At 71.8% G+C, this 21,551-nt stretch carries 21 protein-coding genes; 15 read left to right on the forward strand and 6 right to left on the reverse strand.

Annotated elements, in window-relative coordinates; all coding sequences use genetic code 11:
* Positions 1-41 precede the first annotated feature (41 nt).
* Complete coding sequence (locus FHS44_RS31195) at positions 42-2,165, forward strand: tetratricopeptide repeat protein (RefSeq protein ID WP_184721229.1); 2,124 nt, start codon at positions 42-44, stop codon at positions 2,163-2,165.
* A gap of 1 nt (position 2,166) precedes the next feature.
* Here FHS44_RS31195 and FHS44_RS31200 read toward each other — a convergent pair whose 3' ends face one another.
* Positions 2,167-3,855, reverse strand: a complete 1,689-nt coding sequence (locus tag FHS44_RS31200) for a CDP-glycerol glycerophosphotransferase family protein (RefSeq protein ID WP_184721231.1) — start codon at positions 3,853-3,855, stop codon at positions 2,167-2,169.
* Between the two features lie 220 nt (positions 3,856-4,075).
* On the opposite strand from FHS44_RS31200, the gene FHS44_RS31205 reads away from it, so the two are divergent.
* The 3 genes from FHS44_RS31205 to FHS44_RS31215 all read left to right on the forward strand — a co-directional run bounded on the left by FHS44_RS31205 (position 4,076) and on the right by FHS44_RS31215 (position 6,228).
* Positions 4,076-4,414 carry a cupin domain-containing protein gene (locus FHS44_RS31205; RefSeq protein ID WP_184721233.1) on the forward strand — a complete coding sequence of 113 codons (339 nt, stop codon included), beginning with the start codon at positions 4,076-4,078 and terminating at the stop codon, positions 4,412-4,414.
* Positions 4,415-4,519: 105 nt separating this feature from the next.
* Positions 4,520-4,939, forward strand: a complete 420-nt coding sequence (locus FHS44_RS31210; protein ID WP_184721235.1) for a YciI family protein — start codon at positions 4,520-4,522, stop codon at positions 4,937-4,939.
* An 11-nt stretch (positions 4,940-4,950) separates the two neighbouring features.
* Positions 4,951-6,228 (forward strand): RNA polymerase sigma factor, encoded by a 1,278-nt coding sequence (locus FHS44_RS31215; RefSeq protein WP_312863897.1) that lies wholly within the window; start codon positions 4,951-4,953, stop codon positions 6,226-6,228.
* 11 nt (positions 6,229-6,239) lie between these two features.
* On the opposite strand, the gene FHS44_RS31220 is transcribed toward FHS44_RS31215, so the two are convergent.
* On the reverse strand, positions 6,240-7,337 hold the full coding sequence (locus FHS44_RS31220) for an aldo/keto reductase (protein WP_184721239.1): 1,098 nt from the start codon (positions 7,335-7,337) through the stop codon (positions 6,240-6,242).
* Positions 7,338-7,461: 124 nt separating this feature from the next.
* On the opposite strand from FHS44_RS31220, the gene FHS44_RS31225 reads away from it, so the two are divergent.
* The 6 genes from FHS44_RS31225 to FHS44_RS31250 all read left to right on the forward strand — a co-directional run bounded on the left by FHS44_RS31225 (position 7,462) and on the right by FHS44_RS31250 (position 13,288).
* A complete protein-coding gene (locus FHS44_RS31225) occupies positions 7,462-8,067 on the forward strand; it encodes a TetR/AcrR family transcriptional regulator (protein ID WP_184721241.1) in 606 nt (201 codons plus the stop codon).
* A 111-nt stretch (positions 8,068-8,178) separates the two neighbouring features.
* Positions 8,179-8,571 (forward strand): YybH family protein, encoded by a 393-nt coding sequence (locus FHS44_RS31230; protein WP_184721243.1) that lies wholly within the window; start codon positions 8,179-8,181, stop codon positions 8,569-8,571.
* A gap of 1 nt (position 8,572) precedes the next feature.
* On the forward strand, positions 8,573-10,072 hold the full coding sequence (locus FHS44_RS31235) for an aldehyde dehydrogenase family protein (RefSeq protein ID WP_184721245.1): 1,500 nt from the start codon (positions 8,573-8,575) through the stop codon (positions 10,070-10,072).
* 40 nt (positions 10,073-10,112) lie between these two features.
* Entirely contained in the window at positions 10,113-11,324 is a 1,212-nt protein-coding gene (locus FHS44_RS31240) for an acyl-CoA dehydrogenase family protein (protein WP_184721247.1), read from the forward strand.
* Entirely contained in the window at positions 11,321-11,824 is a 504-nt protein-coding gene (locus FHS44_RS31245) for a flavin reductase family protein (protein ID WP_184721249.1), read from the forward strand. Before FHS44_RS31240 ends, FHS44_RS31245 begins: the two co-directional genes overlap by 4 nt.
* 417 nt (positions 11,825-12,241) lie before the next feature.
* Positions 12,242-13,288: a LuxR C-terminal-related transcriptional regulator gene (locus FHS44_RS31250; protein ID WP_184721251.1), complete on the forward strand. Its 1,047-nt coding sequence runs from the start codon at positions 12,242-12,244 to the stop codon at positions 13,286-13,288.
* Positions 13,289-13,312: 24 nt separating this feature from the next.
* On the opposite strand, the gene FHS44_RS31255 is transcribed toward FHS44_RS31250, so the two are convergent.
* Positions 13,313-14,296, reverse strand: a complete 984-nt coding sequence (locus FHS44_RS31255; protein WP_184721252.1) for a helix-turn-helix transcriptional regulator — start codon at positions 14,294-14,296, stop codon at positions 13,313-13,315.
* A gap of 99 nt (positions 14,297-14,395) precedes the next feature.
* Between FHS44_RS31255 and FHS44_RS31260 the strand changes: the two genes are divergently transcribed.
* A complete protein-coding gene (locus FHS44_RS31260; protein WP_184721630.1) occupies positions 14,396-14,791 on the forward strand; it encodes a RidA family protein in 396 nt (131 codons plus the stop codon).
* Between the two features lie 296 nt (positions 14,792-15,087).
* Here the strand turns inward: FHS44_RS31260 and FHS44_RS31265 are convergent, their stop codons facing one another.
* From FHS44_RS31265 to FHS44_RS31275, 3 genes are all read right to left on the reverse strand, one after another.
* On the reverse strand, positions 15,088-15,444 hold the full coding sequence (locus FHS44_RS31265; protein WP_184721254.1) for a ferredoxin family protein: 357 nt from the start codon (positions 15,442-15,444) through the stop codon (positions 15,088-15,090).
* 88 nt (positions 15,445-15,532) lie between these two features.
* Complete coding sequence (locus tag FHS44_RS31270) at positions 15,533-16,525, reverse strand: NAD(P)/FAD-dependent oxidoreductase (RefSeq protein WP_184721256.1); 993 nt, start codon at positions 16,523-16,525, stop codon at positions 15,533-15,535.
* A gap of 461 nt (positions 16,526-16,986) precedes the next feature.
* A complete protein-coding gene (locus FHS44_RS31275) occupies positions 16,987-17,823 on the reverse strand; it encodes a DUF2382 domain-containing protein (protein ID WP_184721258.1) in 837 nt (278 codons plus the stop codon).
* A 636-nt stretch (positions 17,824-18,459) separates the two neighbouring features.
* On the opposite strand from FHS44_RS31275, the gene FHS44_RS31280 reads away from it, so the two are divergent.
* The 4 genes from FHS44_RS31280 to FHS44_RS31295 all read left to right on the forward strand — a co-directional run bounded on the left by FHS44_RS31280 (position 18,460) and on the right by FHS44_RS31295 (position 21,466).
* The gene (locus FHS44_RS31280) at positions 18,460-18,606 is read left to right on the forward strand and encodes a hypothetical protein (RefSeq protein WP_184721260.1); all 147 of its coding nucleotides are present in this window, start codon (positions 18,460-18,462) and stop codon (positions 18,604-18,606) included.
* Between the two features lie 253 nt (positions 18,607-18,859).
* Positions 18,860-19,447, forward strand: a complete 588-nt coding sequence (locus FHS44_RS31285; RefSeq protein WP_184721262.1) for an MFS transporter — start codon at positions 18,860-18,862, stop codon at positions 19,445-19,447.
* Between the two features lie 166 nt (positions 19,448-19,613).
* Positions 19,614-20,198, forward strand: a complete 585-nt coding sequence (locus tag FHS44_RS31290) for a copper chaperone PCu(A)C (RefSeq protein WP_184721264.1) — start codon at positions 19,614-19,616, stop codon at positions 20,196-20,198.
* Positions 20,198-21,466 (forward strand): Dyp-type peroxidase, encoded by a 1,269-nt coding sequence (locus FHS44_RS31295; RefSeq protein WP_184721266.1) that lies wholly within the window; start codon positions 20,198-20,200, stop codon positions 21,464-21,466. Before FHS44_RS31290 ends, FHS44_RS31295 begins: the two co-directional genes overlap by 1 nt.
* Positions 21,467-21,551 lie beyond the last annotated feature (85 nt).

Below are 21,551 nucleotides of genomic sequence, written 5' to 3' on the forward strand. Positions count from 1 at the left end.
GTGTTCCCGAGGTGTGACCAGACCTGAGGCGGTTGCTTGACATGGTGATCGAACCCGGCGACGAGCGGCCAGGGACGCGCAACGACCTTTCCGGCCAGGTCGGGGGCAGCGTCGTGCAGGCCGGAGTCATCCAGCAGCTCACCCTCGTGTCCCAGGAGTCGCCCACCGCCGGGATTCCCCGGCAGCTGCCGCCCGCGCCGCGTGGTTTCGTCAACCGGGTCAGGGAGCTTGGCGAGCTCGACCGGCTCCTTGAGAGGGCCGGTGACGACTCCGCCCCCCTGGTGGCCGTCGTCAACGGCCTCGGCGGGGTCGGCAAGAGCGCGCTGAGCAGGCACTGGGCCTACCGGGTGCGCGAGCGCTTCACCGACGGCCAGCTCTACGCCCACCTCGGCGATCTTCGCCACGAGGGTGGGGGCGCGGCGGTGAGCGACGTGCTGGGCGGCTTCCTGCGCGCCCTGGGCGTCCAGGAGAAGTGGATCCCCGCCGACCTGGCCGAGCGCGCGGCCATGTTCCGCTCAAGGACGGCCGATCTGCAGTTGCTCATCCTGCTCGACGACGTCGAGCACGCCGCCCAGGTGACGCCGGTGCTCCCTGCCTCCTCGGCGGGCGTCGTCGTGGTGACCAGCCACCGGCGGCTCGGTGAGCTGGTCGTCACCGGCGCGGTCCCGGTCCCGCTCGCCCCGCTCGACGAGGACGAGGGGGTACGGCTGCTCGCCGGGGTGCTCGGCCAGGAGCGCGTCCACGCCGAGCCGGAGGCCGCCAGAGAGCTGGCCCGTCTGTGCGGGGGACTGCCGGTGGCGCTGCGGGTGGCCGCGGCCCGCCTGGTGCAGCGGCGTGGCCGCTCGATCGGCGGGCTCGTGGCGGAGCTGGCCGACGAGCGCCGCAGGCTGGAACGCCTGACGGCGGGAGGGAGGACGGTCGTGGAGGCGGTGTTCGAGACGGCCTATCACGCGCTGACCCCCGAGGTGGGGCGGCTGTACCGGCTGCTGGGCGCGGTCCCGGTGGCCGACTTCTCGGCCCGGGCCGTACAGGTCGTGGCGGGGGTGAGCGAGCGGGAGACGGAGCGGCTGCTCGACCTGCTCCTTGAGGCGAACCTCGTCGAGGAGACCGCGTCGGACCGCTACCGGTTCCACGATCTGGTACGGCTGCACGCGGCCAGGGTCGCCGAGCAGGAGGCGCCCGGGGAGCGGGAGGCGGCGCTCGGCCGGATGGCCCGCTGGTACCGGGCGTGCGCCATGGCCGCCGACCGGGTGGTCACGACGAACCGGCTGCGCCTGGCCCCCGTCCCCGAACCGGTCGAGCCCGAGGTGACGTTCGCCTCGGAGAAGGCGGCCCTGGACTGGCTGGAGGGGGAGCGCGGCAACATGCTCGCCGTCCTGCGCGTCGCGGGACTGGCCGGATGGGACGACGTCGTCTGGCAGACGGTCGAGGCGCTGTGGCCGCTGCACCACGGCCGCAAGCACTACGCCGACTGGATCGAGGCGGGCAGGCTGGGCACCCTGTCCGCGCGGCGCGACGGGAACCCGGCCGCGGAGGCCCGGATGCGCAACCAGACGGCCAGGGCGTTCGTCGAGCTCGGCGATCTCGGGCCCGCGGACGAGGAGCTCCGCCTGGCCAGGGCCCTGGCCGAGGAGTCGGGCGACCGGCGGCTTGAGGCGACGGTCCTTGAGTCGCTCGGCCAGGTCGAGCTGGCCAGGAAGGACTTCGACGCCGCGACCGCGCGCTTCACCGAGGCCTTGGCGCTCAACGAGGCGCTGGGCAGGACCCGGGGGATGGGCCTGCAATCCTACCACCTCGGCCTGACCCACACCGCGGCCGGTCGCCCAGAGGAGGCGTTCGAGGCGTTCGGGCGGGCCAGGCGGCTGATGGAGGAGGCCGGGACCGAGAACGACCGGGCCAAGATCGACATCGAGCTGGGCCTCGTCCACCGGCTGCTCGGCAGGCCGGGGGAGATCGTGGAGCGGGTGGCGGAGGCGGCGTGGACCATGCGGGCCAAGGGCGTCCCCGTCAAGGAGGCAAGGGCCTGGGAGATCCTGGCCGACCTCACCGTCGACCTGGGAGACGAGCTGGGCGCGCACGAGTGCCTGCGCCAGGCGATCGCCGTCCACCTGAGGCTGGGAAACGCGGCGAAGGCCGAGGAACTGGGCGCGCGCCTGCCGTCCTGACTCACGACAGGACGGGGCTGACCTCGACGCGCTCCTCGACGGCCCCGAGTCGCAGCCGCAGCGTGGCCGGGAGCTCCCCGTCACGGCGTTCGGCGACGAGCCAGCCGTACAGGACGGAGGGCAGGCACGACACGTCCGTCACCCGGGACGTCTCCGGCAGGCCGAGGACGACCTCCCGCCCCTCGCGCCGCAGGAGGACGCGCACCCGGCGCTCGTCGATGACCGTGGCGGCCAGCGCGCAGCCCGGGTGGCGCCGTACGGTCTCCCACGCCCACTCGGGGGAGCCGTCGCGGTGCGTGATGACGGCCGCGCTCTCCAGCAGCCGCAGGTCCAGCTCCTCGGCGTCCACGGCGAGGTGCATCTCGCGGGGTTCCTCGTCGGGGGGACGGGCGACGTCGGCGGGAAAGCGCCGGAGCGTCACGGTCTCCCCGTCGGCCCGCGTCTCGACCAGGAACGAGGCCACCGGCCGCTCGGTCTCCCACGGCTCGTCGTACGGCTCGGCGAACGGGGTGGCGGGCGCCGAACCGGGCGGGCGGGTGAGGTCCATGAGCCGGTAGGCCACCTCGCGCAGCGACTCGCCCGCGTGGCCGAGATTGCCCAGCGTGCGGCCCGTCACCTGGGCGTAGGCGCCGGGAACGTGCGCGGAGACTGCCTTGTCGACCTGTTCGAGCAGGCCACGGCGCCGGTCGAGCCGGGGGAGGACCCCGCACAGCTCGGCGGTCGGGGAGGACGGGTCGAGCTCCTGGGTCTCCCGCCCGGAGGAGGCCAGCAGCACCGGCCGCCCCAGCGCGGCCCCGTAGAAGGTGACCGACCCGTGGTCGCCGACGACCACGTCCGAGGCGATCAGCGCCGCCTGCCACCCCCGCTCGGGAGGGATCACCGTCAGACCCGCGCCCCGCTCCCTGGCCAGCCACAGCCGCAGTTGCAGCTCGCCGTGGTGGAGCGGGATGTTCGGGTGCGTCACCAGCGCCACGCGGTACTCGTCGAGCGGAAGCTCGGCCAGCAGGTGGGACAGCACGTCCCCGTTGGAGCCGTACAGGGAGTGCTCACCCCAGGTCGAGCTGACCAGCACCAGCTTGAGGCCGTCGGGGACACCGAGCGCGCGCCGGTAGCGGTTCCTGCGCGGCAGGTGCGCGACGAGCCGGTCGAAGGACGGGTCCCCGGTGACCGTGGCGACGGTGACGGCCTCGGGACAGTAGCGCGCCAGCCGCCCGAGCTGCTCGTGGTGGGACAGGGCGATCGCCGCGGGCACCACCCGGCCGTCGCGGACAAGCTGGCTGCGCGCCAGCCCGGAGACCTCGGGGCCGTAGCCGTTCCCGGTGCGCAGCAGCCGGTTGTGCCCGGCGCCGTGCGGCATCAGCAGCAGTGGGGCGTCGAGACGGTGCAGGTCCCCGTTGGCGTTGGCGGCCAGCGCCAGGTCGAACCGGGTCGCGACCGCCTCGGCCCACGGAATGGTCCTGGCCCCCGCCTCCCGCAGATAGCCGTCGAGGCCGTCGTCGAAGGCCGATCCCTCGACGGTCGTGAACAGCGTCCGCACCCGCAGATCGGAGCCGAACATGGGCAGGACGTCGAGCAGCCGCCCCGCGGAGGTCATGTTCCTGGCCACGGCCAGGACGCTGCGGCGGGTGCGGACGGTGCCCCAGGTGCCCGCCGGAGAACCCCCCGTCCACGGCCGGTCCTCGCCGCTCACGATCCTCCGACCGGGTTCGGGCCATCAGTGATTTTTCAACGACCACGTACCCTACCCTCTGGTCCTTCGGCGCTGGAAACGAGAAGAGTTTCCCGCCGCGCGGGTTTTCCGTATTCCGTGAACACGGTTCCCAGCGACATATGAATGGCAGGGAAAAGAAGTACCGTCGGCGTGGGAGATCGGACGCCCATCACCTCGTCCGCACCGTTCAGGGGAATCTATGAACAAGCTGTCGCTGACCGCACTGGCCTCCCAGCAGCTCGACCTCGCCCGCGCCGCCTCCAGCGGGCGCAGCGCGCACACCGTGTACGGCGGGCACGAGCACTCGCTCCGCCAGACGCTGATCGCGATCGACGCGGGCCAGCGGCTCGGCGAGCACGAGAACCCCGGCGAGGCCACCGTGCACGTCCTGCGCGGCCGGGTACGGCTCAGCGCGGGCGACGACTCCTGGGAGGGCTCGCCCGGTGACCTGCTGATCGTGCCCGACGCCCGGCACGATCTTGAGGCCGTCGAGCCCTCCGTGGTCCTGCTCACCGTCTCCCTCGGCCGCCAGGGCTGACGTCCGGAAAAAAGTTTCTCCGCCGTGTCGATCCGCCGTCATGCCGTTCGACCTGTGGGTGAGAGGGTCGAGAGACGACCTCCGACACAGAGGGAGACCTTGGAGATGGCGAAGTACATGCTGATCATGCGGGGCACGGACGAGAGCCTCGCCGAGATGACGAACACCTCCTTCGAGGAGATGCTCGAAACGGTCGGGCGTTTCAACGAGGAGCTGATCAGGGCGGGCGTGCTCGTCGCCGCCGAGGGCCTGGACGACCCGGCCCAGGGCGTGGTGGTCGACTACAGCGGCCAGACGCCGGTGGTCACCGACGGCCCCTACGGTGAGACGAAGGAGCTGTTCGGCGGCTTCTACCTGATCGACGTGGCCTCCAAGGAGGAGGCGGTCGAGTGGGCCAAGCGGATGCCCGCGATGTCCGGTTCCAAGTGTGAGATCCGCCGGGTGCCCAGCATCGACGAGTTCCCCCAGGACAACGAGTGGATCATCAGGGAGCGGGCGTGGCGCGAGCGGACCGGCCAGCTCTGACCACCTTGTCGATCACCGAGCCGGTACGGCGGGCCGTCGAGGCCGTCTGGCGCATCGAGTCCGCCAGGATCGTCGGCGCGCTCGCCCGCTACACCGGCGACTTCACCCTGGCCGAGGACGTCGCCCAGGAGGCGGTCGCCGAGGCGCTCGTCACCTGGTCGCGCGACGGCACACCGGACAACCCGGTCGGCTGGCTGCTCACGACCGCGCGGCGGCGCGCCATCGACGGCTTCCGCCGTGGGGCGGCGCTCGGCGAGCGCTACGCCATGCTCGCCGGGCAGCTCACCGAGGGGGAGGCCACCTCGGGCGCGCAGGCCCCACCGGACCGGGACGACCTGCCGTGGGACCCCGAACGGATCGACGACGACGTCCTGGCGCTGATGTTCGTGGCCTGCCACCCGGTGCTCTCCCCGGAGGCCAGGGTGGCGCTGACGCTGCGGGTGGTCGGCGGCCTGTCGAGCGAGGAGATCGCCAGGGCGTTCCTCGTGCCCGTGCCGACGATCCAGGCGCGGATCACCAGGGCGAAGAAGACGATCGCCGCCGCAGCGGTGCCGTTCGAGCTGCCGCCACCGGAGGAACGGCGCGGGCGGCTCGGCGGCGTCCTCGGCGTGCTGTACGTGATCTTCACGGAGGGCTCGACGGCGACAGCCGGTGACCGGCTGCTGCGCACCGACCTCGCCTACGAGGCGATCCGCCTGGCCAGGACGCTGACCGCGCTGCTGCCCACGGAGCCGGAGGCGTACGGCCTGCTCGCCCTGTTCGAGCTGACGGCCGCGCGTTTCCCCGCGCGCACCGGCCCCGACGGGGAGGCGGTTCTCCTTGAGGACCAGGACCGGCGGTTGTGGGACCGCTCGGCGATCCGCCGTGGCCTGGCCGCCCTCGGCCGAGCCGTGGGGGCCGGGCGCGGGCTGGGGCCGTACGGGCTCCAGGCGGCGATCGCGGCCTGCCACGCGTCGGCCTCCTCGGTCGCGGAGACCGACTGGAGACGGATCGTGATCCTCTACGAGGCGCTCGGCCGGGTGGCGCCCTCGCCCGTCGTCGAGCTCAACCGCGCGGTCGCCGTGGCGATGGCGGAGGGACCGGCGCAGGCGCTGGAGATCGTGGACGAGCTGGTCGCCACCGACCGGCTGCCCGGCTCGCACCTGCTGCCTGGGGTGCGCGGTGAGCTGCTGGCCAGGCTCGGCAGGACCGCCGAGGCCCGCGCCGAACTGGAACTGGCCGCCCGCCTGTGCCGCAACGCCAGGGAGCGATCGGTCCTGCTGCGCAAGGCCGCGGCGCTGGAGGGGTGACCCCGCCGGGGTCAGGCCACCCAGTTCCGTACGGCGGGGGCGTATCCGGCGGGCTTGTCCCCGACCCTGGCCCCCGGGCTGACCAGTTCACCCTGGTAGCCCGGGGTGAACATCCGGTAGAGCGAGGGCGGCTCGACGGCGCTCGCCTCGTCGAGCGTCGCGCGCAGCTCGGCGGGGATCTCGAAGCCGAGGGCGCCCACGGTGACGTCGAGCTGGCCTACGTCGCTCGCCCCGACGATCGCCGAGGCGATCCCCGGCTGGGTGGCGACCCAGTTGACGGCGACCTGGGCAGTCGTCACCCCGAGTTCGGCGGCGACCTTCTCGGCGGCCGCGAGGATCCGCCACTCCCGGTCCGTCCACGACCGCCAGGCCGAGCCCGCTCCGTCGAGCCTGCCGGGCCCGGTCATGCCCTGTCCCTCGCGCCGGTACTTGCCGGTGAGGAAGCCGCCGCCGAGGGGGCTCCACGCGGTGATGCCGAGCCTCAGGTCGCGGCCCATCGGGACGTGCTCCAGCTCGATCGTCCTGTCGATGAGGGAGTACGGCAGCTGCACGCACACCACGGGCGGGAAGGCGCCGGTCTCGGCGAGGGTCTGGGCGCGGGCCGCGTACCATCCGGGCACGTCGGACAGGCCCGCGTAGCGGATCTTCCCCGCCCTGGTGAGGTCGTCGAAGGTCCGCATGACCTCCTCGACGGGGGTGATCCGGTCCCAGGTGTGCAGCAGGAACAGGTCGAGGTAGTCGGTGCGCAGGCGGCGCAGCGACGCCTCGACCGCCCTGATCATGTGCTTGCGGCCGTTGCCGCCCGCGTTGGGGTCCCCGGGATCGACGCCGTTGGTGAACTTGGTGGTGAGCACCACCCTGTCGCGCACCCCGGCCTCGGCGACGAGGTCGCCGATGATCGTCTCGCTCTCCCCGGCGGTGTAGAAGTCGGCGGTGTCGATGAGGTTCCCGCCCGTCTCCAGGTAGCGGCGGAAGACGGGACGGGCCTCATCCTCTGTCTTGCCGTACGCGGCGTGGAAACCGCCGGTGCCGAAGTTCATCGTGCCGAGCGCGAGCCTGCTGACCCGCAGCCCGGAGCGTCCGAGCAGGTAGTACTGGTCAAGAGACATGAGAGCCTTCCCCCGGGTTCTGAGACGGGTGATTTCCCGACCCACCCTGCGCGGCGGAAAATGGACTGTCAAGTCCAGAAATAGGGCGATAATGTGGACTGAGAAGTCCAGTCCGGAGGTGGTCATGCCCACGCTGACCCGCAAGGGAGCCGCGACCCGCCAGCGCATCCTGGAGGGCGCCGCCACGCACATCCGCGAGTACGGCGTGGCCGCGACGACCCTGGACGACGTGCTGGCCAGGACCACCACGAGCAAGAGCCAGCTTTTCCACTACTTCCCCGGCGGCCGGGAGGAGCTGCTGCTGGCCGTGGCCCGTTTCGAGGCAGACCGGGTGATCGAGGACCAGCGGCCCCAGCTCGACGAACTCACCTCCTGGCCCGCCTGGCGGGCGTGGCGCGACAAGGTCGTCGAGCGCTACCGCAGGCAGGGAGGGCTCTGCCCGCTCAACGCCGTCACCTCCCACCTGGGCGACGGCTCTCCCGGAACCCGCGCGGTGGTCACCGGGCTGATGCGCCGCTGGCAGAGCGAGATCGCCAACGGGGTACGGCACATGCAGGGCGTCGGCGAGATCGACCCGGCCGTGGACCCGGACCGGGCCGCGGCCGCCCTGCTCGCCTGCATCCAGGGCGGCGTGCTGATCCAGATGTCCACCGGCGAGACCACCCACCTGGAGGCCGCCCTCGACATGGGCATCGCCAGCCTGCGCGCGGGAGCCTTCCCCACGACCTGACCGGGCATCCCCCAGGCAGGGGATGCCCGCGAACCCCGTTCCGGTGGGATGTGGCCGCCCTCGGCCGAACCTACGTTGAGGGAAACGCACCCCCCTCACCAAGGAGTAACCGTGGGTTCGCACAACAGCGTCACCGAGCTCAACGAGTTGTTCGTCGAGGCCATGAACGCCGGGGACCTCGACCTGGCCGTGTCCTGCTGGGACGAGAACACCGTCTTCCAGACCGCGCCGGGCACCGAGCCCGTCCGGGGACTGCCCGCCCTGCGGGAGGCGCTCCAGCAGTTCATCGACACCAAGCCCCACCTGACGATCGAGGAGCTGCACCGGGTCGAGGCGGGGGACGTCGCCCTGGTCGCCCTCAGGTGGCACCTGACCGGGACCGGCCCCGACGGGGAGCCGATCGAGATGGGCGCCGTGGACAGCAATGTCTTCTGCCGCCAGGCCGACGGCACCTGGCGCATCCGCATCGACAACCCGTTCCACTCCCAGCACATCGGCTTCTGACATGACCGCGACAGGAGTCACGACAGGTCGGCTCACGCTGGCCGTACCGCAACCCCTGTTGATCGGCGGGCAGGAGGTCCGCGCCGAGCGGACCTTCCCCGCCGTCGATCCCAGCACAGGGCGCGTCTGGGCGCAGGTCGCCGAGGGTACGGCGGGCGACGTGGACCGCGCGGTCGCCGCCGCAAAGGGCGCCTTCGACGCCTGGCGGCGGACCTCGCTCGACACCCGCCAGGCCCTGCTGTGGGCCGTCGCCGAGCGGCTGACCGGCGACGCCGGGCGCTGGCCCGCCCTGCTCGCGACCGAGAACGGCAGGGCGATCCGTGAGGGCGGCCTGATCGACGTGCCGACGGCCGCGGAGATCTTCAGGTTCTTCTCCGGCGTCGTCCGCGACCTGCACGGAAGGACCATCCCCTGCGGCCCCGGCGCCCACGTCTCGACGACCCCGCGCCCGCTCGGCGTCGTCGCCGCGATCGTCCCGTGGAACTCGCCGCTGATCTCGGTCGCGCACAAGCTGGCACCCGCCCTCGCGGCGGGCAACACCGTCGTGGTGAAGCCGTCCGAGCTGGCCTCGGTCAGCACGGTCGAGTTCGTCAGGCTCGTGCAGGACCTCTTCCCGCCCGGCGTCGTCAACGTCGTCACCGGGTTCGGAGCCGAGGCCGGGCACGCGCTGGTCTCGCACCCGGACGTCGCCAAGGTCAGCTTCACCGGCGGCACCGGGACCGGACGCCGCATCCTCGGCGACGTCTCGGAACGGCTCGTCCCCGCCCTGATGGAGCTGGGCGGCAAGGGAGCCATGGTGGTCTGCCCCGACGCCGACCTCGACACCGTGACCGAGGACGTGCTCACCGGGATCTTCGCCGCCAACGGCGAGGTGTGCTTCGCCTCCTCACGGCTCATGGTGCACCGCGACCGCTACGACGAACTGCTCGACCGGGTCGCCGCCCGCGCCGAGGCGATCGTCGTCGGCGACGCCCTCGACCCCGCGACCCAGCTCGGCCCGCTGGTGACGGCCGGACACCGCGACCTGGTCGCCGCCAGGGTCCGGGCCGCCCTGTCCGAGGGAGCCGACCTCAGGGCGGGCGGACGCGTCCCCGAACTGCCCGGCGAACTGGCCGGGGGAAGCTACTACCGGCCCACGGTCCTGGCCTCCCCGGACGGCACGACCAGCGCCTCGTGCGAGGAGTTCTTCGGCCCCGTCCTCACCGTCGAGTCGTGGACCTCCGAGGACGAGGTGGTCGAACGGGCCAACCGGGTCGCCTTCGGACTGGCCAACGGGGTGTGGAGCAGCGACCTCGCCCAGGCCTACCGGCTCGCCGACCGCCTCGACTCCGGGATGGTCTGGGTCAACACCTGGTTCGCCACCCCGCTCGGCCAGCCGCAGGGCGGCATCAAGGCCAGCGGCTTCGGCAGGGAGGGAGCCACCGCGACCCTCCTTGAGTACACCGCGACCAAGGTCGTCCACGCCAGTCTCGACACCGTCCGTCCACCGATGTGGACCTGAGGCCCTCCAGAACAGATCGACCAGGAAGACAGGCACCACCATGCGCTTCGACCTCGACGAACACAGCGCGCGACTGGCCGAACTCGGCGCGGGACTCGCCGCCGAGTTCGCCCCCCACGCCAGGGAGCACGACAGCGACCGCAGCACCGCAACCGAGAACCTCGCCAAACTGCGCGACGCCGGCCTGTACGGCGTGGCCATCCCGCGCGACCTCGGCGGCCTCGGGGCCAGGACGACCCAGTGGCTGGCGACCATCGAGGCACTCGCCAAGGGCGACGCCTCGACCGCGCTCGGCTTCAACATGCACTACGTCGCGACCCGCATCATCACCACGCTCGACGCCGTACCCGCCGACGTGAAGAAGAGAGTGGCCGACCTGGTGGTGCGGGACGGCGCGCTGATCTGCGCGCCGCTGTCCGAACCGTCCGCGTCGAGCCTGCTGCCCGCGACCTACATGCCCACCCTCTCCGCGCGCCGGGTACCCGGCGGCCTGGAGGTCAGCGGCACCAAGATGTTCGCCTCCCTGTGGGAGGCCAGCGACTACGCCTTCATGTTCGCCCACCCCGAGTGGGCCGACGACCCGACCCACGTCGTCGGCTTCCTGATGCCGACCCGCCAGGACGGCGCGATCACGGTCACCGACGACTGGGACACGCTGGGGATGCGTTCGACCCGCAGCAACCAGGTCCGCATCTCCGGCGCGTTCGTGCCCGACGACCTCGTGCTGTGCGAGTTCGGCGACTTCCTCGGCAACTGGATCGTGGCCCAGGCGCACATCGCCTGGGGCGGCTACACCGGCTGCTACCTCGGGGTCGCCGAGGGAATGGCCGAGTGGCTGCAGGGCGCCCTCGGGACGCGCACCGCCAAGGGACACGTCCAGCCGATGGGCTACCACCCCACGGTCAGCACCGCCATGGGACACATCGCGGCCCAGGTCGAGGCGGCCAGGCTGATGATGTACCACGCCGCCTGGGAGGCCGACGAGAACAGCGGGCCGAGCCTGAACACCTGCGCCGCGTTCCTGCGGGCGAAGCTGATGGTCGGCACCGCGATCCACACGATCTCCACGCTCGGCACGACCGCGGGCGGCCTCAGTTCGCTGATGCGGTCCAAGGGCTACGAGCTGATGCTGCGCGACGCCATGACCGGCCCGATCATGCCGCCCAACGCGCTGGCCTGCGCGGAGATGGCGGGCCTGATCTCGATGGGACTCGACCCGGGCCAGGCACCGGCCCTGCGCACGGCGTCATGACCGGCGCCGCCCCGTGCTCGTGCGAGCCGTCCGCCGAGCCGACGCCGGAGGCCTTCAGGTCGGCGTGCGCCCAGTTCCCCACCGGGGTGGTCGTCGTCACCACGGCCCTGGACGGCACGCCGTACGGCAGCACCGTCAACGCCTTCACCTCCCTCACCCTGAACCCGCCCCAGGTGCTCGTCTGCCTGGCGGCGACCTCGCGGACCTGGACGGCTATCGAACGCTCGGGGGTGTTCGCGGTGAACGTGCTCTCCTCGGGGCAGGCGGCCACGGCCCGGCTGTTCGCCTCGAAGGACTCCGACAAGTTCGACCACGTCGACCACGTCCCCGGGGCACTCGGGGCGCCGCTGCTGACCGGGACCACGGCGCGGTTCGAGTGCCGCCTCGCGGGGACGACGCGCAACAACTCGCACTGGATGCTCATCGGACGGGTGGTCTCGCTGGCCTCGGAACCGGAACGCGAACCACTGCTCTTCCTCCACGGCCGCCTGGCGGGGTGACGGTACGGCGGGACCGCCTGAGGGGGACGCCACGGCAGCCTGTCCTGGCGCTGGCAGGGCCTCCTGGCAGGGTTTCCTGGCGGGGTGACGGCACGGCGCTTGACCGGGATGGCAGGGTCGCCTGGCCAGGTGATGGCACGGGGCTTGACCGGAGACGGCCGGGTCGCCTGGTGGGATGACGGCCCGGCACCTAACTCCGATCGGGTGACGGCAGGGTCGTCCGGCTCTCCGATCGGGTGACGGCGCGGCTACCTGGCGGGGTGGCGGGCGCTGGGCGATGGGCCGCTGGGTGACGGGTCCGCTGAGCGGACCCGTCGCTTGGCGGCCACGGCCGTCCTCCGCGAAGGTGGGAGGAAGCGGTCATGGTGGACGCTCCGGCGGCCCGCCCGGCCGTGCGTGTCGAGAGTGGAGCACGTCATGGGCAGTCCCGCCACCGATCCGGTCCGATCGCTGCCGCCCGAGCTGGTCGCGGAACTCGTGGCCGCCCCCTCCGTCGAACGGCTGCTGGACCGCTTCCTCGACTTCCTCGACGAGACGCCGGGCAGGTTCGGGTCCTTCGCCGCGGGCGTCTACGTGCACGACCACGTGACCGGACGCCCCGCCGCGAGCAGGGTCCGGGGACTCGGCGACTACTACGTGCGCAGCTACGAGCGCCACGGCCGTGACCGGGACCCCGTCGTCCAGCGCGCCCTGAGCGAGCGCCGGGTGTGCGACAGCGACTCGTTGATGCCGAGGGAGGAGTGGCTGAAGCTGCCCATCGTGCACGACGTGTTCGCCCCGCACGCCATGGCGCGGGTGCTGTGCGCCCCGCTCGTCGTCGGCGCCGAGATCGCGGGCACGCTGAACCTGGCCAGGCGGGACGGCCAGCCCGAGTTCACCGAGGCCGACCGCGACGCCGCCCACGTGGCGGCCATGGTGCTGGGCATCGCCGTCTCAGCGGTGCGCGAGCGCTCCTCGATCGAACGCGAGCGCCGCCAGCTCGCCGAGGCGCTCGACCGGTGCGGCGCGCCGGTCGTGCTGACCGACCTGGGGTTGGCGCGGCGCCACCTCAACGCGCCCGCCCTGGCCCTGTTCGACCGGCTCGGCGAGGCCCGCCCCGAGGTCGAGCGGCTGCTCGACTGCGACGGCGACAGGACGGTCGTCTCCTGGAACGCCGACGGCGCACGCCAGGCCGGACCGCACCTCACCGTCACCTCGCAGCGGCTGCCCGGCCAGCCGGACGTGATCGTCTCGGTCATCGCCGTACGCGACGGGGCCGCCCGCGTGCTCGCCCCCTCCCTGCTGGCCTCGCTCACGCCGCGCGAGGCCGAGATCGCCACCCGCGCCCTCACCGGCCGCAGGGACGGCGAGATCGCGGCCGAACTGTTCATCAGCCCGCACACGGTCAAGCATCACCTCAAGTCGATCTACGCGAAGCTCGGCGTGCACACCCGCGCCGAACTGCTCGACCACCTGCTGCGCTGAGCCCGCCGTACGGCCCGGCGCCTGTCAGCTCCCGGTCTGAGGCTCGTAGCGGGCGGCGATCGCGGTGGCGCGCTCGCGCAGGGAGTCGCGCAACCACTGCGGGGCCAGGGCCTCGGCGTCCGTGGTGAGCTGCCACAGCGCCCATCGCGCGTGTCTCCGGTCCTGGAAGGTCACCTCAAGGCGCAGCCAGCCGTCCTGGTCGGTCTCCTCGGAGAGTACGGCCAGCGCGGTGCCGACCAGTTCTTCCCGCCGCGCCGGGGCCAGCCGTACCAGCACGGTGACCTGGTCGCCACCGGTCCTGAACCGCGTGCCACGCTCCTGCCAGGCCCGGCCGAGATCGACCCGGTCCGGCCGTTGCGCGGGTTCGGCCAGTTCCTCGGCGGCCCGGACCCGCGACAGCCGGTAGGTGCGGTCCTCACCGGACCTCGTGGCCAGCAGGTAGCCCTGGCCGCGTGCGGTGACCAGGCCGACCGGGTCGACCGTGCGCCACCTCGGGTCCTGGCCGAAGGCCGCGTAGTGGATGCGCAGCCTGTGCCCGGTGAGCACCGCGCGCCGGACCTCGGCCACCACGGCGTCGGGCACCTCCTCCTCGGCGACCAGCCGACGCGAGAGGAGATCGGTCTCCGGATCGACGAGCAGCCGCTCCGCCGCGTCCGCAGCGGTGTCCCGGTAGCTCTCGGGGAGCGCGTCGACCACCTTGAGCATCGCCGAGGCGAGCGCGGAACCGAGGCCGAACGCCTGCGCGCCGCGCCGCGACCCGGCGATCAGCAGGGCGAGGGCCTCGTCGTGGTTCAGCCCGGTGAGCTCGGTACGGAAACCGGGCAGCAACGCGAAACCACCGTGCCTGCCGCGTTCGGCGTAGACCGGGACACCGGCGGCGGACAGCGCCTCGATGTCGCGCAGCACGGTCCGGGTGGACACCTCAAGCTCGCGGGCCAGCGCGACCGCGGACAGCCTGCCGTACCGCCGGAGCAGCAGCACAAGCGAGACCAGCCGATCGGCACGCACCTGAAAACGCTACAGGAATACACGACACAAGATGTCGTGATTTGCCGGGAGGCTTGGCAACGCAACAGAAAGACCGCAGCGAATGGAGCAGATGTGGCAGTGGAGCGAACCGCGGTCAACCCGTGGCCGTGGTCGGTTGAGCTGGGCTACAACCAGGGTGAGATCGTCTCCGGGCACACCCGGACCCTGTACGTCTCCGGACAGACCGCGATGGACGGCGACGGCAAGCCCCAGCACGCCGGTGACATGGCGGCGCAGGTGGCGCTGAGCCTCGACAACCTGGAGGCCGTACTCGGTGAGGCGGGCATGACCCTGGCGAACCTCGTCCGGCTCACCGTCTACACCACCGACGTCGACCGGCTCTTCGAACACTACGGCGTGCTGGCGGCACGCCTGGGCGCGGCCGGAGCGGCCCCGTCGACCACGATGCTCGGGGTGGTACGGCTGGCGATCCCCGACCTGCTGGTCGAACTTGAGGGAACCGCCGTGGCGTGACTCTTGCCGCCTCCGGCAGTTTTGCCGGAGGCGGCTTCGGGCCGTTCAGGCCGAGGGCATGGGCCGCTCAGGCTGGAGGCACAGGCGTTCAGGCCGCAGGCGGCATGGGCCGTGGTGGCACGGGCCGTTTGGAGCAGGGGAGCGTGAGCCGTTCAGGCGGGCCGGTCCGGGCTGGTCAAGCCGGGGGCACGGGCCGTTCAGGCCAGGGCGGCACGAGCTCTTCAGGTCGGGGGTGGCGCAGGCAGCTCAGGCGGGGATGATTCGGGCTGTCCGGGCCGGAGGTGACATGGGTCGGTTCAGGTCTGGGGTGGCTTTGGGAGGTGCGCGGTGACCAGGGCGGTGTCGGTGCCGATCTCACCGGTCAGCCCCGCGCCTCCCGGATCGCCCAAGGGAAGATCGCGGCCGGGCAGTACGTCGAGGAAGAAGGCGCGGGAGTCCTCAAGGTGGGCGTTGAGCGTCTCGTCCCTCCTGGCGACGCGGTCGGCGACGATCGCGGAGACGGGACACTCCACCTCGCACGCGCCGCAGTCGATACACGCGCTCGCGTTGATGTAGCTCTTGCGCTCGCCGACGTAGATGCAGTCGACGGGACAGACGTCCACGCAGGAGCGGTCGAGAACGTCGATGCAGTCGGCGCCGATCACGTAGGTCATCGGGATTCCTTCGTGGGTGTCCCGGCCTTCAGGCCGGGGAGGAGACGAAACTCCTGCGGAGCAGGACAGGGGAAGGCGATTCGGAGGATCAGGGGCCGTCGGTCGAGTGGCCGGGGAACAGGGACAGGGTGGGGTCGAGATCGACGGCCACGTGGTTCACCGCGGTCGCCGCCTCGCCGAAGCCGACGGACATCAGCCGCACCTTGCCCTCGTAACCGGCCAGGTCGCCCGCGGCGTACACCCTGGGCAGGCTGGTCCGCATCGACCGGTCGACGGCGACGGAGCGACCCAGCAGGGCGAGCCCCCAGTCCCGCAGCGGGCCGAGGTCGCTGACGAAGCCGAGCGCGGCGATCACGTGGTCGGCCGCGACGACCATCTCCTCGCCGGAGCGCGACCGCAGCCGCACCTTCGCCAGGCGGCCTCCGGCGAGGTCTCCCTCGAAGGCGACCACCCGCGTCTCGGTGTGGATCCGCGCCCGCCCGGCCCTGACCCGCCCGAGGGTGGCCGCGTGCCCACGGAAGACGGCCCCACGGTGCACGAGGGTCACCGAGCGGGCGACAGGGCCGAGTGCGTCCGCCCAGTCCAGGGCGCTGTCACCGCCGCCGACGACGACCACGTCCTGACCGGCGTGTGCCGCCGGGTCGGTCACGAAGTACGACAGACCCGTGCCGAGCCACTCCTGACCGCACTCCAGCGGGCGCGGAGTCGGCGTACCGATGCCGGAGGTCAGCACCACGGCGCGGGCGTTGACGACCGTCCCGTCGTCCAGCGTCACGACCGGCTCGCCGTCACGGTGTTCGAGCGTCGTCGCCCGCCTGCCCATGAGGAAGGCCGCACCGAAGGCCGTGGCCTGCTCGACCAGGGCGGCGACGAAGTCCCTGCCCCTGACCGATGGGAGGGCGGCGACGTCGCGGATCTCCTTCTCCGGATACAGCGCCGTCACCTGGCCACCCGGCTGGGGCAGGGCGTCGACGACGACGGTTGACAGGCCGCGGAACCCGGCGCAGTAGGCGCCGTACAGTCCCGCCGGTCCCGCGCCGACGACGAGGACGTCAGCCGGGACGGGGGTTGGGGTGCTCACCACGGGCTCCCTGGGGGTCGACACGCTCTCGCCGCAGACCGTAGGCCGGGAGTCCCTTTCAGGTCCCGTGCCGGGGACCGCTCACCGGACCGCAGTGTTCCTCGTCACCCGGCCCGCTACCGAGAGCCCCCGGCGGGAGGGGCAGGGGGTGACCCTCGATCGGGTCGGCCCGGGACGCATACGCCGGGGTGGGACACGATCCTCACCCGGGCGCGGACGCGCTAGCTCTCGCGCGCCTTCTTCGCGCCTTCTTACGCGCCGACAGTTCTTACGCGCCGACAGGTCGGCGCTCAACGGTCATCGGCCCGCGGCACCGGTGGCACCGCCACCCGGGCAGGAGGACTCACCGGTCACCTGCCTGGCCGTGCTCGCCCTGTGAGACGTGCCGGATGTGACCGGTCGGTCATGACGGCGCTTCCGGACGTGTCGCCTTCCGCCTCCCCTCGGAAGGCCTGGCAGCCTCAGCGTTCAGAGGGGCGGCCGGGCTCGCCGGTGTCGCCTTCGGCTTCGATGCGTTCCTTGCGGACCTGCTCGGTGATGGTCTCCTCGCCGGTGACCTCCTCGGTGGTCATCCGGACCCGCTCCACCGGGACTGTGTTCTTCTCCACCACCGGCCGCTGCTCGTGCAGAGTCACCTCGTGCTCGGCCTCGGTGATCTCCGGGCCACGCAGTGCGGCCTCCCGGTTGTCGTCGGTGATCGGCTCGCGCTCGACGCGCACCTCCTCGTGGGTGACCGGTACGGTGACCTGCTGCTCCTCGGTGACCACGTACTTCCGTAGCCGCGCCCTGCCGCTTTCGTGGGTCTCGGTGCCGGCCGTCAGCCGCTCTTCCGAGCGGGTCATCGCGTCATCGCCGGTGAGGTCCGCGCGTTCGGCTTCCCGCTCCCGGCCCATGGAGCCCAGGCGCTCGCGTTCCCTCTGGCCGGCGGTGTGCGCCCAGCCGGTCTCGCCCGGTTGGTTGGCCCGCTGCCAGGATTCGTCCAGGTTGATGCCGTAGTAGCGGTACAGCTCGCGCTCCTCCTGGGCCGACATGTGACCGCCGGACTCGACGTCGATGTTGGGGGCGTCCTTGATGCGGTCCTTGTCGAAGGCGACCTCTACATGGTCACCGACCACATCGGCGCCCTGGATCGGAATGAAGGTCTCGTTCATACCGAACAGTCCGGTCTGCACGCACAGCCACTCGGGGCGGCCGGTCTCGTCGTCGAGGTAGACGTGCTTGATCTTGCCGACCTTGTCCCCGTGGTTGTCGTAGACGGTCTGGTCGATCACTGTCGAGACCTGATTCTGGGTAATCATCCGTTTTCTCCCTTTTTGTCCGACTCTCTGTCGCGTACCGCAATGCCATGAAAAGAAACCTGATCGGCGAATTTCCCTGCCTCCGGGGATCCTTCCGCCTGATTCCCGCCTACGCTCCAGGGGCGTCCAAAAATGGATCTAGAGGGTGTGCCGAAATCGCCGTGGCGCGTGAGCATCCAGACGGTTCGGCGAATCGTGGACTCTCCCGTGGCCGGGCTCGGCCGCTCGTCGGAGCTCGGTGCTGCTGGAACCCGGGCCGTCATCCGCCGCAGGTCACCCGTGGTCAGCACGGGTACCGGGCGCTCGCCGGGCTCCGTGGACGCACCCGGTTGTGTCGCCCACGTGTCGTCGCGTGCTCGGGATCTCCCCGGTTTCGTTGGCGACGACCACTTCCTGAATCATGCAAAGTTCGCCAATTTCCGAAATCCTTGTAAAAACGGTGAAGTGTGATCGGCGATCACCACCATCCCGGGTCCCGGTGCCCCCGCCGCCGATCACACGACCATCGCTTCCCCGGGGAGAAAGAAGAGGTCACACAATGAGGGTGCTCACCCTCATCCACGGCACACGCGGAGACGTCCAGCCCCGCACCGCGCTTGCCCCGACGCTGCGCCGGGAGGGCACGAGGCGCTCCTGATGGCGCCTGTCGCCTCCGCCGCCCTGGCCGAGCCGTACGGTCTGGACTTCGCTCCCGTCCACGACGGGCCCGACACGCCGATCGGCGACACACCGAGACGGACCGGCGCGGTGTCCGGGGCGAGAGGGGCTCACCGCGCGTCGTGAGACGAGGCGAGCCCCTCCTCGCCAGCGTGCCGGAGGGCACGGCGGGCTACGCCGGGCAGGTGCTCTTCGTCCACGATGAATCGCCACTCGGTGGCATGGACGAGAGAGCCTTTTCTCGGAGTGCCGCGGGACCGTTCGGCCGATCGCCGCCCTTCCCGGGCTGGCCCACCGGTCGCGGGTACGGCGCGCTTGCTCACGCCACCGGGGACAGCACCGACGAGGTCGGACCGATACCCCATTCCGGACTGACGGGATGAGATGGGATGATGGCCGCATCATGGCCGCCTCCCTGCCGTTTCGTCTCGCCCGTGCCGCGGTGTTCGCCGTGGTGTGTTCGGTGTTGAGCGTGCTGGCGCACCGGCTGGGTGGCGGGATGGTCTCGGCGCCGATGGCGGCGGGCGGTCTGTCGCTGGCGTTCGGTGCCGCGGTGGCGGCTTCGGGGCGTGAGCGTCCGCTGGCCGTGATCCTCCCGTTGCTGGGGGGAGTGCAGGCGGTGCTGCACGTGCTGTTCTCTCTCGGGCACACTCCTGCGGTTCATGACGCCGTGGGCCACATGCACATGTCGGGGCTGGCTCCGAGCATGGGCATGCTGGTCGCGCACGCCTGGGCGGCCGGGTTGACCGCGCTGTGGCTGGCACGCGGCGAGGCCGCGCTGTGGGGGCTGCTGCGCCGGTTGGCGGTGCGGCTGCGTCTCGTACTGGTGGCCTACCTGCGGCCGATCTGCGAGCCGGTCGTCGTCGTGGTCGCGCCGGAGCCGGGCCGGTTGCGTTCGGCGCTGCTGGCCTCCGCCGTGCCCCGGCGTGGCCCGCCGTACACGCAGGTTCCTCTCCTTTCCGGCTGACCGCCCCGCGGCGGTGCCGGAGGAGATCTTCATGTCCGGGTTCGTTGGCCCGGGCGGTGGTGGCCGCGATGTCCGCGGCCCCGTCAAGTGATCCTGCGTGAATCCGCCGTCGGCACGACCGGGGTTTCCGGCTGCCGAGGCATGCCTTGAGAGGTCTTTTCTCACCGTGTTCTGCTCTTCTTCGCGTTCCCGTGCCCTTCCCGCCCTGGTCCTGACGGCCGTGCTGGTGAGCGGCTGCGCCGCCGAGGGCACCACCTCCGCCGCGCCCTCGACCCCTCCGTCAAACGCCGTCGCGCCGACCGCGTCTCCTGTGTCCGCGCTGGCGATCACCGACCCCTGGGTCAAGACCACCGGCGAGGGCATGACTGCGGCCTTCGGCACCCTGGTCAACAACACCGGCACCGAGGTGACCGTGGTGTCCGGCGCCTCCCCGCTGTCGCCGAAGATCGAACTGCACGAGGTCGTCGAGTCCGGCGGAAAGATGGTCATGCGCCCCAAGAAGGGGGGCTTCGTGATCCCGGCCCGGGGCACCCACGAGCTCGCTCCCGGCGGTGACCACATCATGCTGATGGACGTCACCGGGAAGGTGGAGCCGGGTGCGGAGATCCCGTTCACCCTCACCCTCGCCGACGGCGGCACCCTGGAGTTCACCGCGATCGGCAAGGAGTTCGCCGGTGGCAAGGAGGACTACCAGGGCGGTGACGAGGGCGGTATGGACATGGGCGGCTCGGGCGACAAGGACAAGGGCTGATGTCCGTACCCGCCCCCAGGCTCACCCGGCGTGGCCTGCTGTCCGCCGGTGCCGCGGCGACGGGCGCGCTGGCCGTACGCGCCCTGGCGGCTTCCGCGCCAGCGCACGCCACCACCGCGCCCGCGCACGCCACCACCGCGACCGCGCCGCCCACCACCGCGCCCGCGCACGCCGCCACCCCGGCCACGCCGCACGGGACCGCGACCGAGCCGTTCCACGGGCCGCACCAGGCCGGGGTCGCCACCATCCCTCAGGCGCATGCCGTCTTCGTCGGGTTGGACCTGCGCAAAGGTGTCGACCGGGAGGCGGTTGGCAGGATGATGCGCCTGCTGACCGACGACGCCCGCAGGCTGACCGAAGGCCGTCCGGCTCTGGCCGACACCGAGCCGGAGCTGGCGGTGCTGCCCGCCCGGCTGACCGTCACCTTCGGTTTCGGCCCCGGCCTGTTCACCGCGGCGGGTGTGGCGGACCGGCGCCCACGGCAGATCGAGCAGCTACCCGGCTTCTCCGTCGACAGGCTGCGGGAGCGGTGGAGCGAAGGCGATCTGCTGGTGCAGATCTGCGCGGACGACCCGCTGACCGTCGCGCACGCGCTACGCATGATCGTCAAAGACGCCCGTGCCTTCGCCCGGGTGCGCTGGACACAGCACGGGTTCCGGCGCGCGGCCGGAGTGCACGCCCCAGGGCAGACGCAGCGCAACGTCATGGGGCAGTTGGACGGCACCGTCAATCCCGTCCCCGGCACCCCCGACTTCGACCGCGCGGTGTGGGTGGGCGAAGGGCCGGAGTGGCTGCACGGCGGCACCACCCTGGTACTGCGGCGTATCCGGGCCGAGATGGAGACCTGGGACGCCGCCGACCGGGTCGCCAAGGAGTTCACCGTCGGCCGCCGCCTGGACACCGGCGCCCCCCTGACAGGAACCCGCGAGCACGACGAACCCGATCTCACCAAGCTGAACGCGTTGGGATTCCCGGTCATCTCCGAGTACGCCCACATCCGCCGGGCGCACACCGCCGATCCCACCCTGCGGATCTTCCGCCGGGTCTACAACTACGACGAGGCCCTGACCTCCGGTGGACACGCCGACAGCGGGCTGGTCTTCGCCTCCTACCAGGCCGACATCACCCGCCAGTTCCTGCCGGTGCAGAAACGGTTGGCCGAGGCCGACCTGCTGAACACGTGGACCATCCCGATCGGTTCGGCCGTGTTCGCCATCCCCCCGGGCTGTGATCCCGGCGGCTGGATCGGAGAGGGCCTGCTGACGTGAGTCCGTACGGCGATGCGGACCCGGGCGCGTCCGCTCCGTAGGAACCTGCGCCGCGGCTGGAGGCCCTTCGTCCGGGGGCCTCCGG

Source organism: Streptosporangium saharense, assembly GCF_014203715.1.
Classification (GTDB): Bacteria; Actinomycetota; Actinomycetes; order Streptosporangiales; family Streptosporangiaceae; genus Streptosporangium; species Streptosporangium saharense.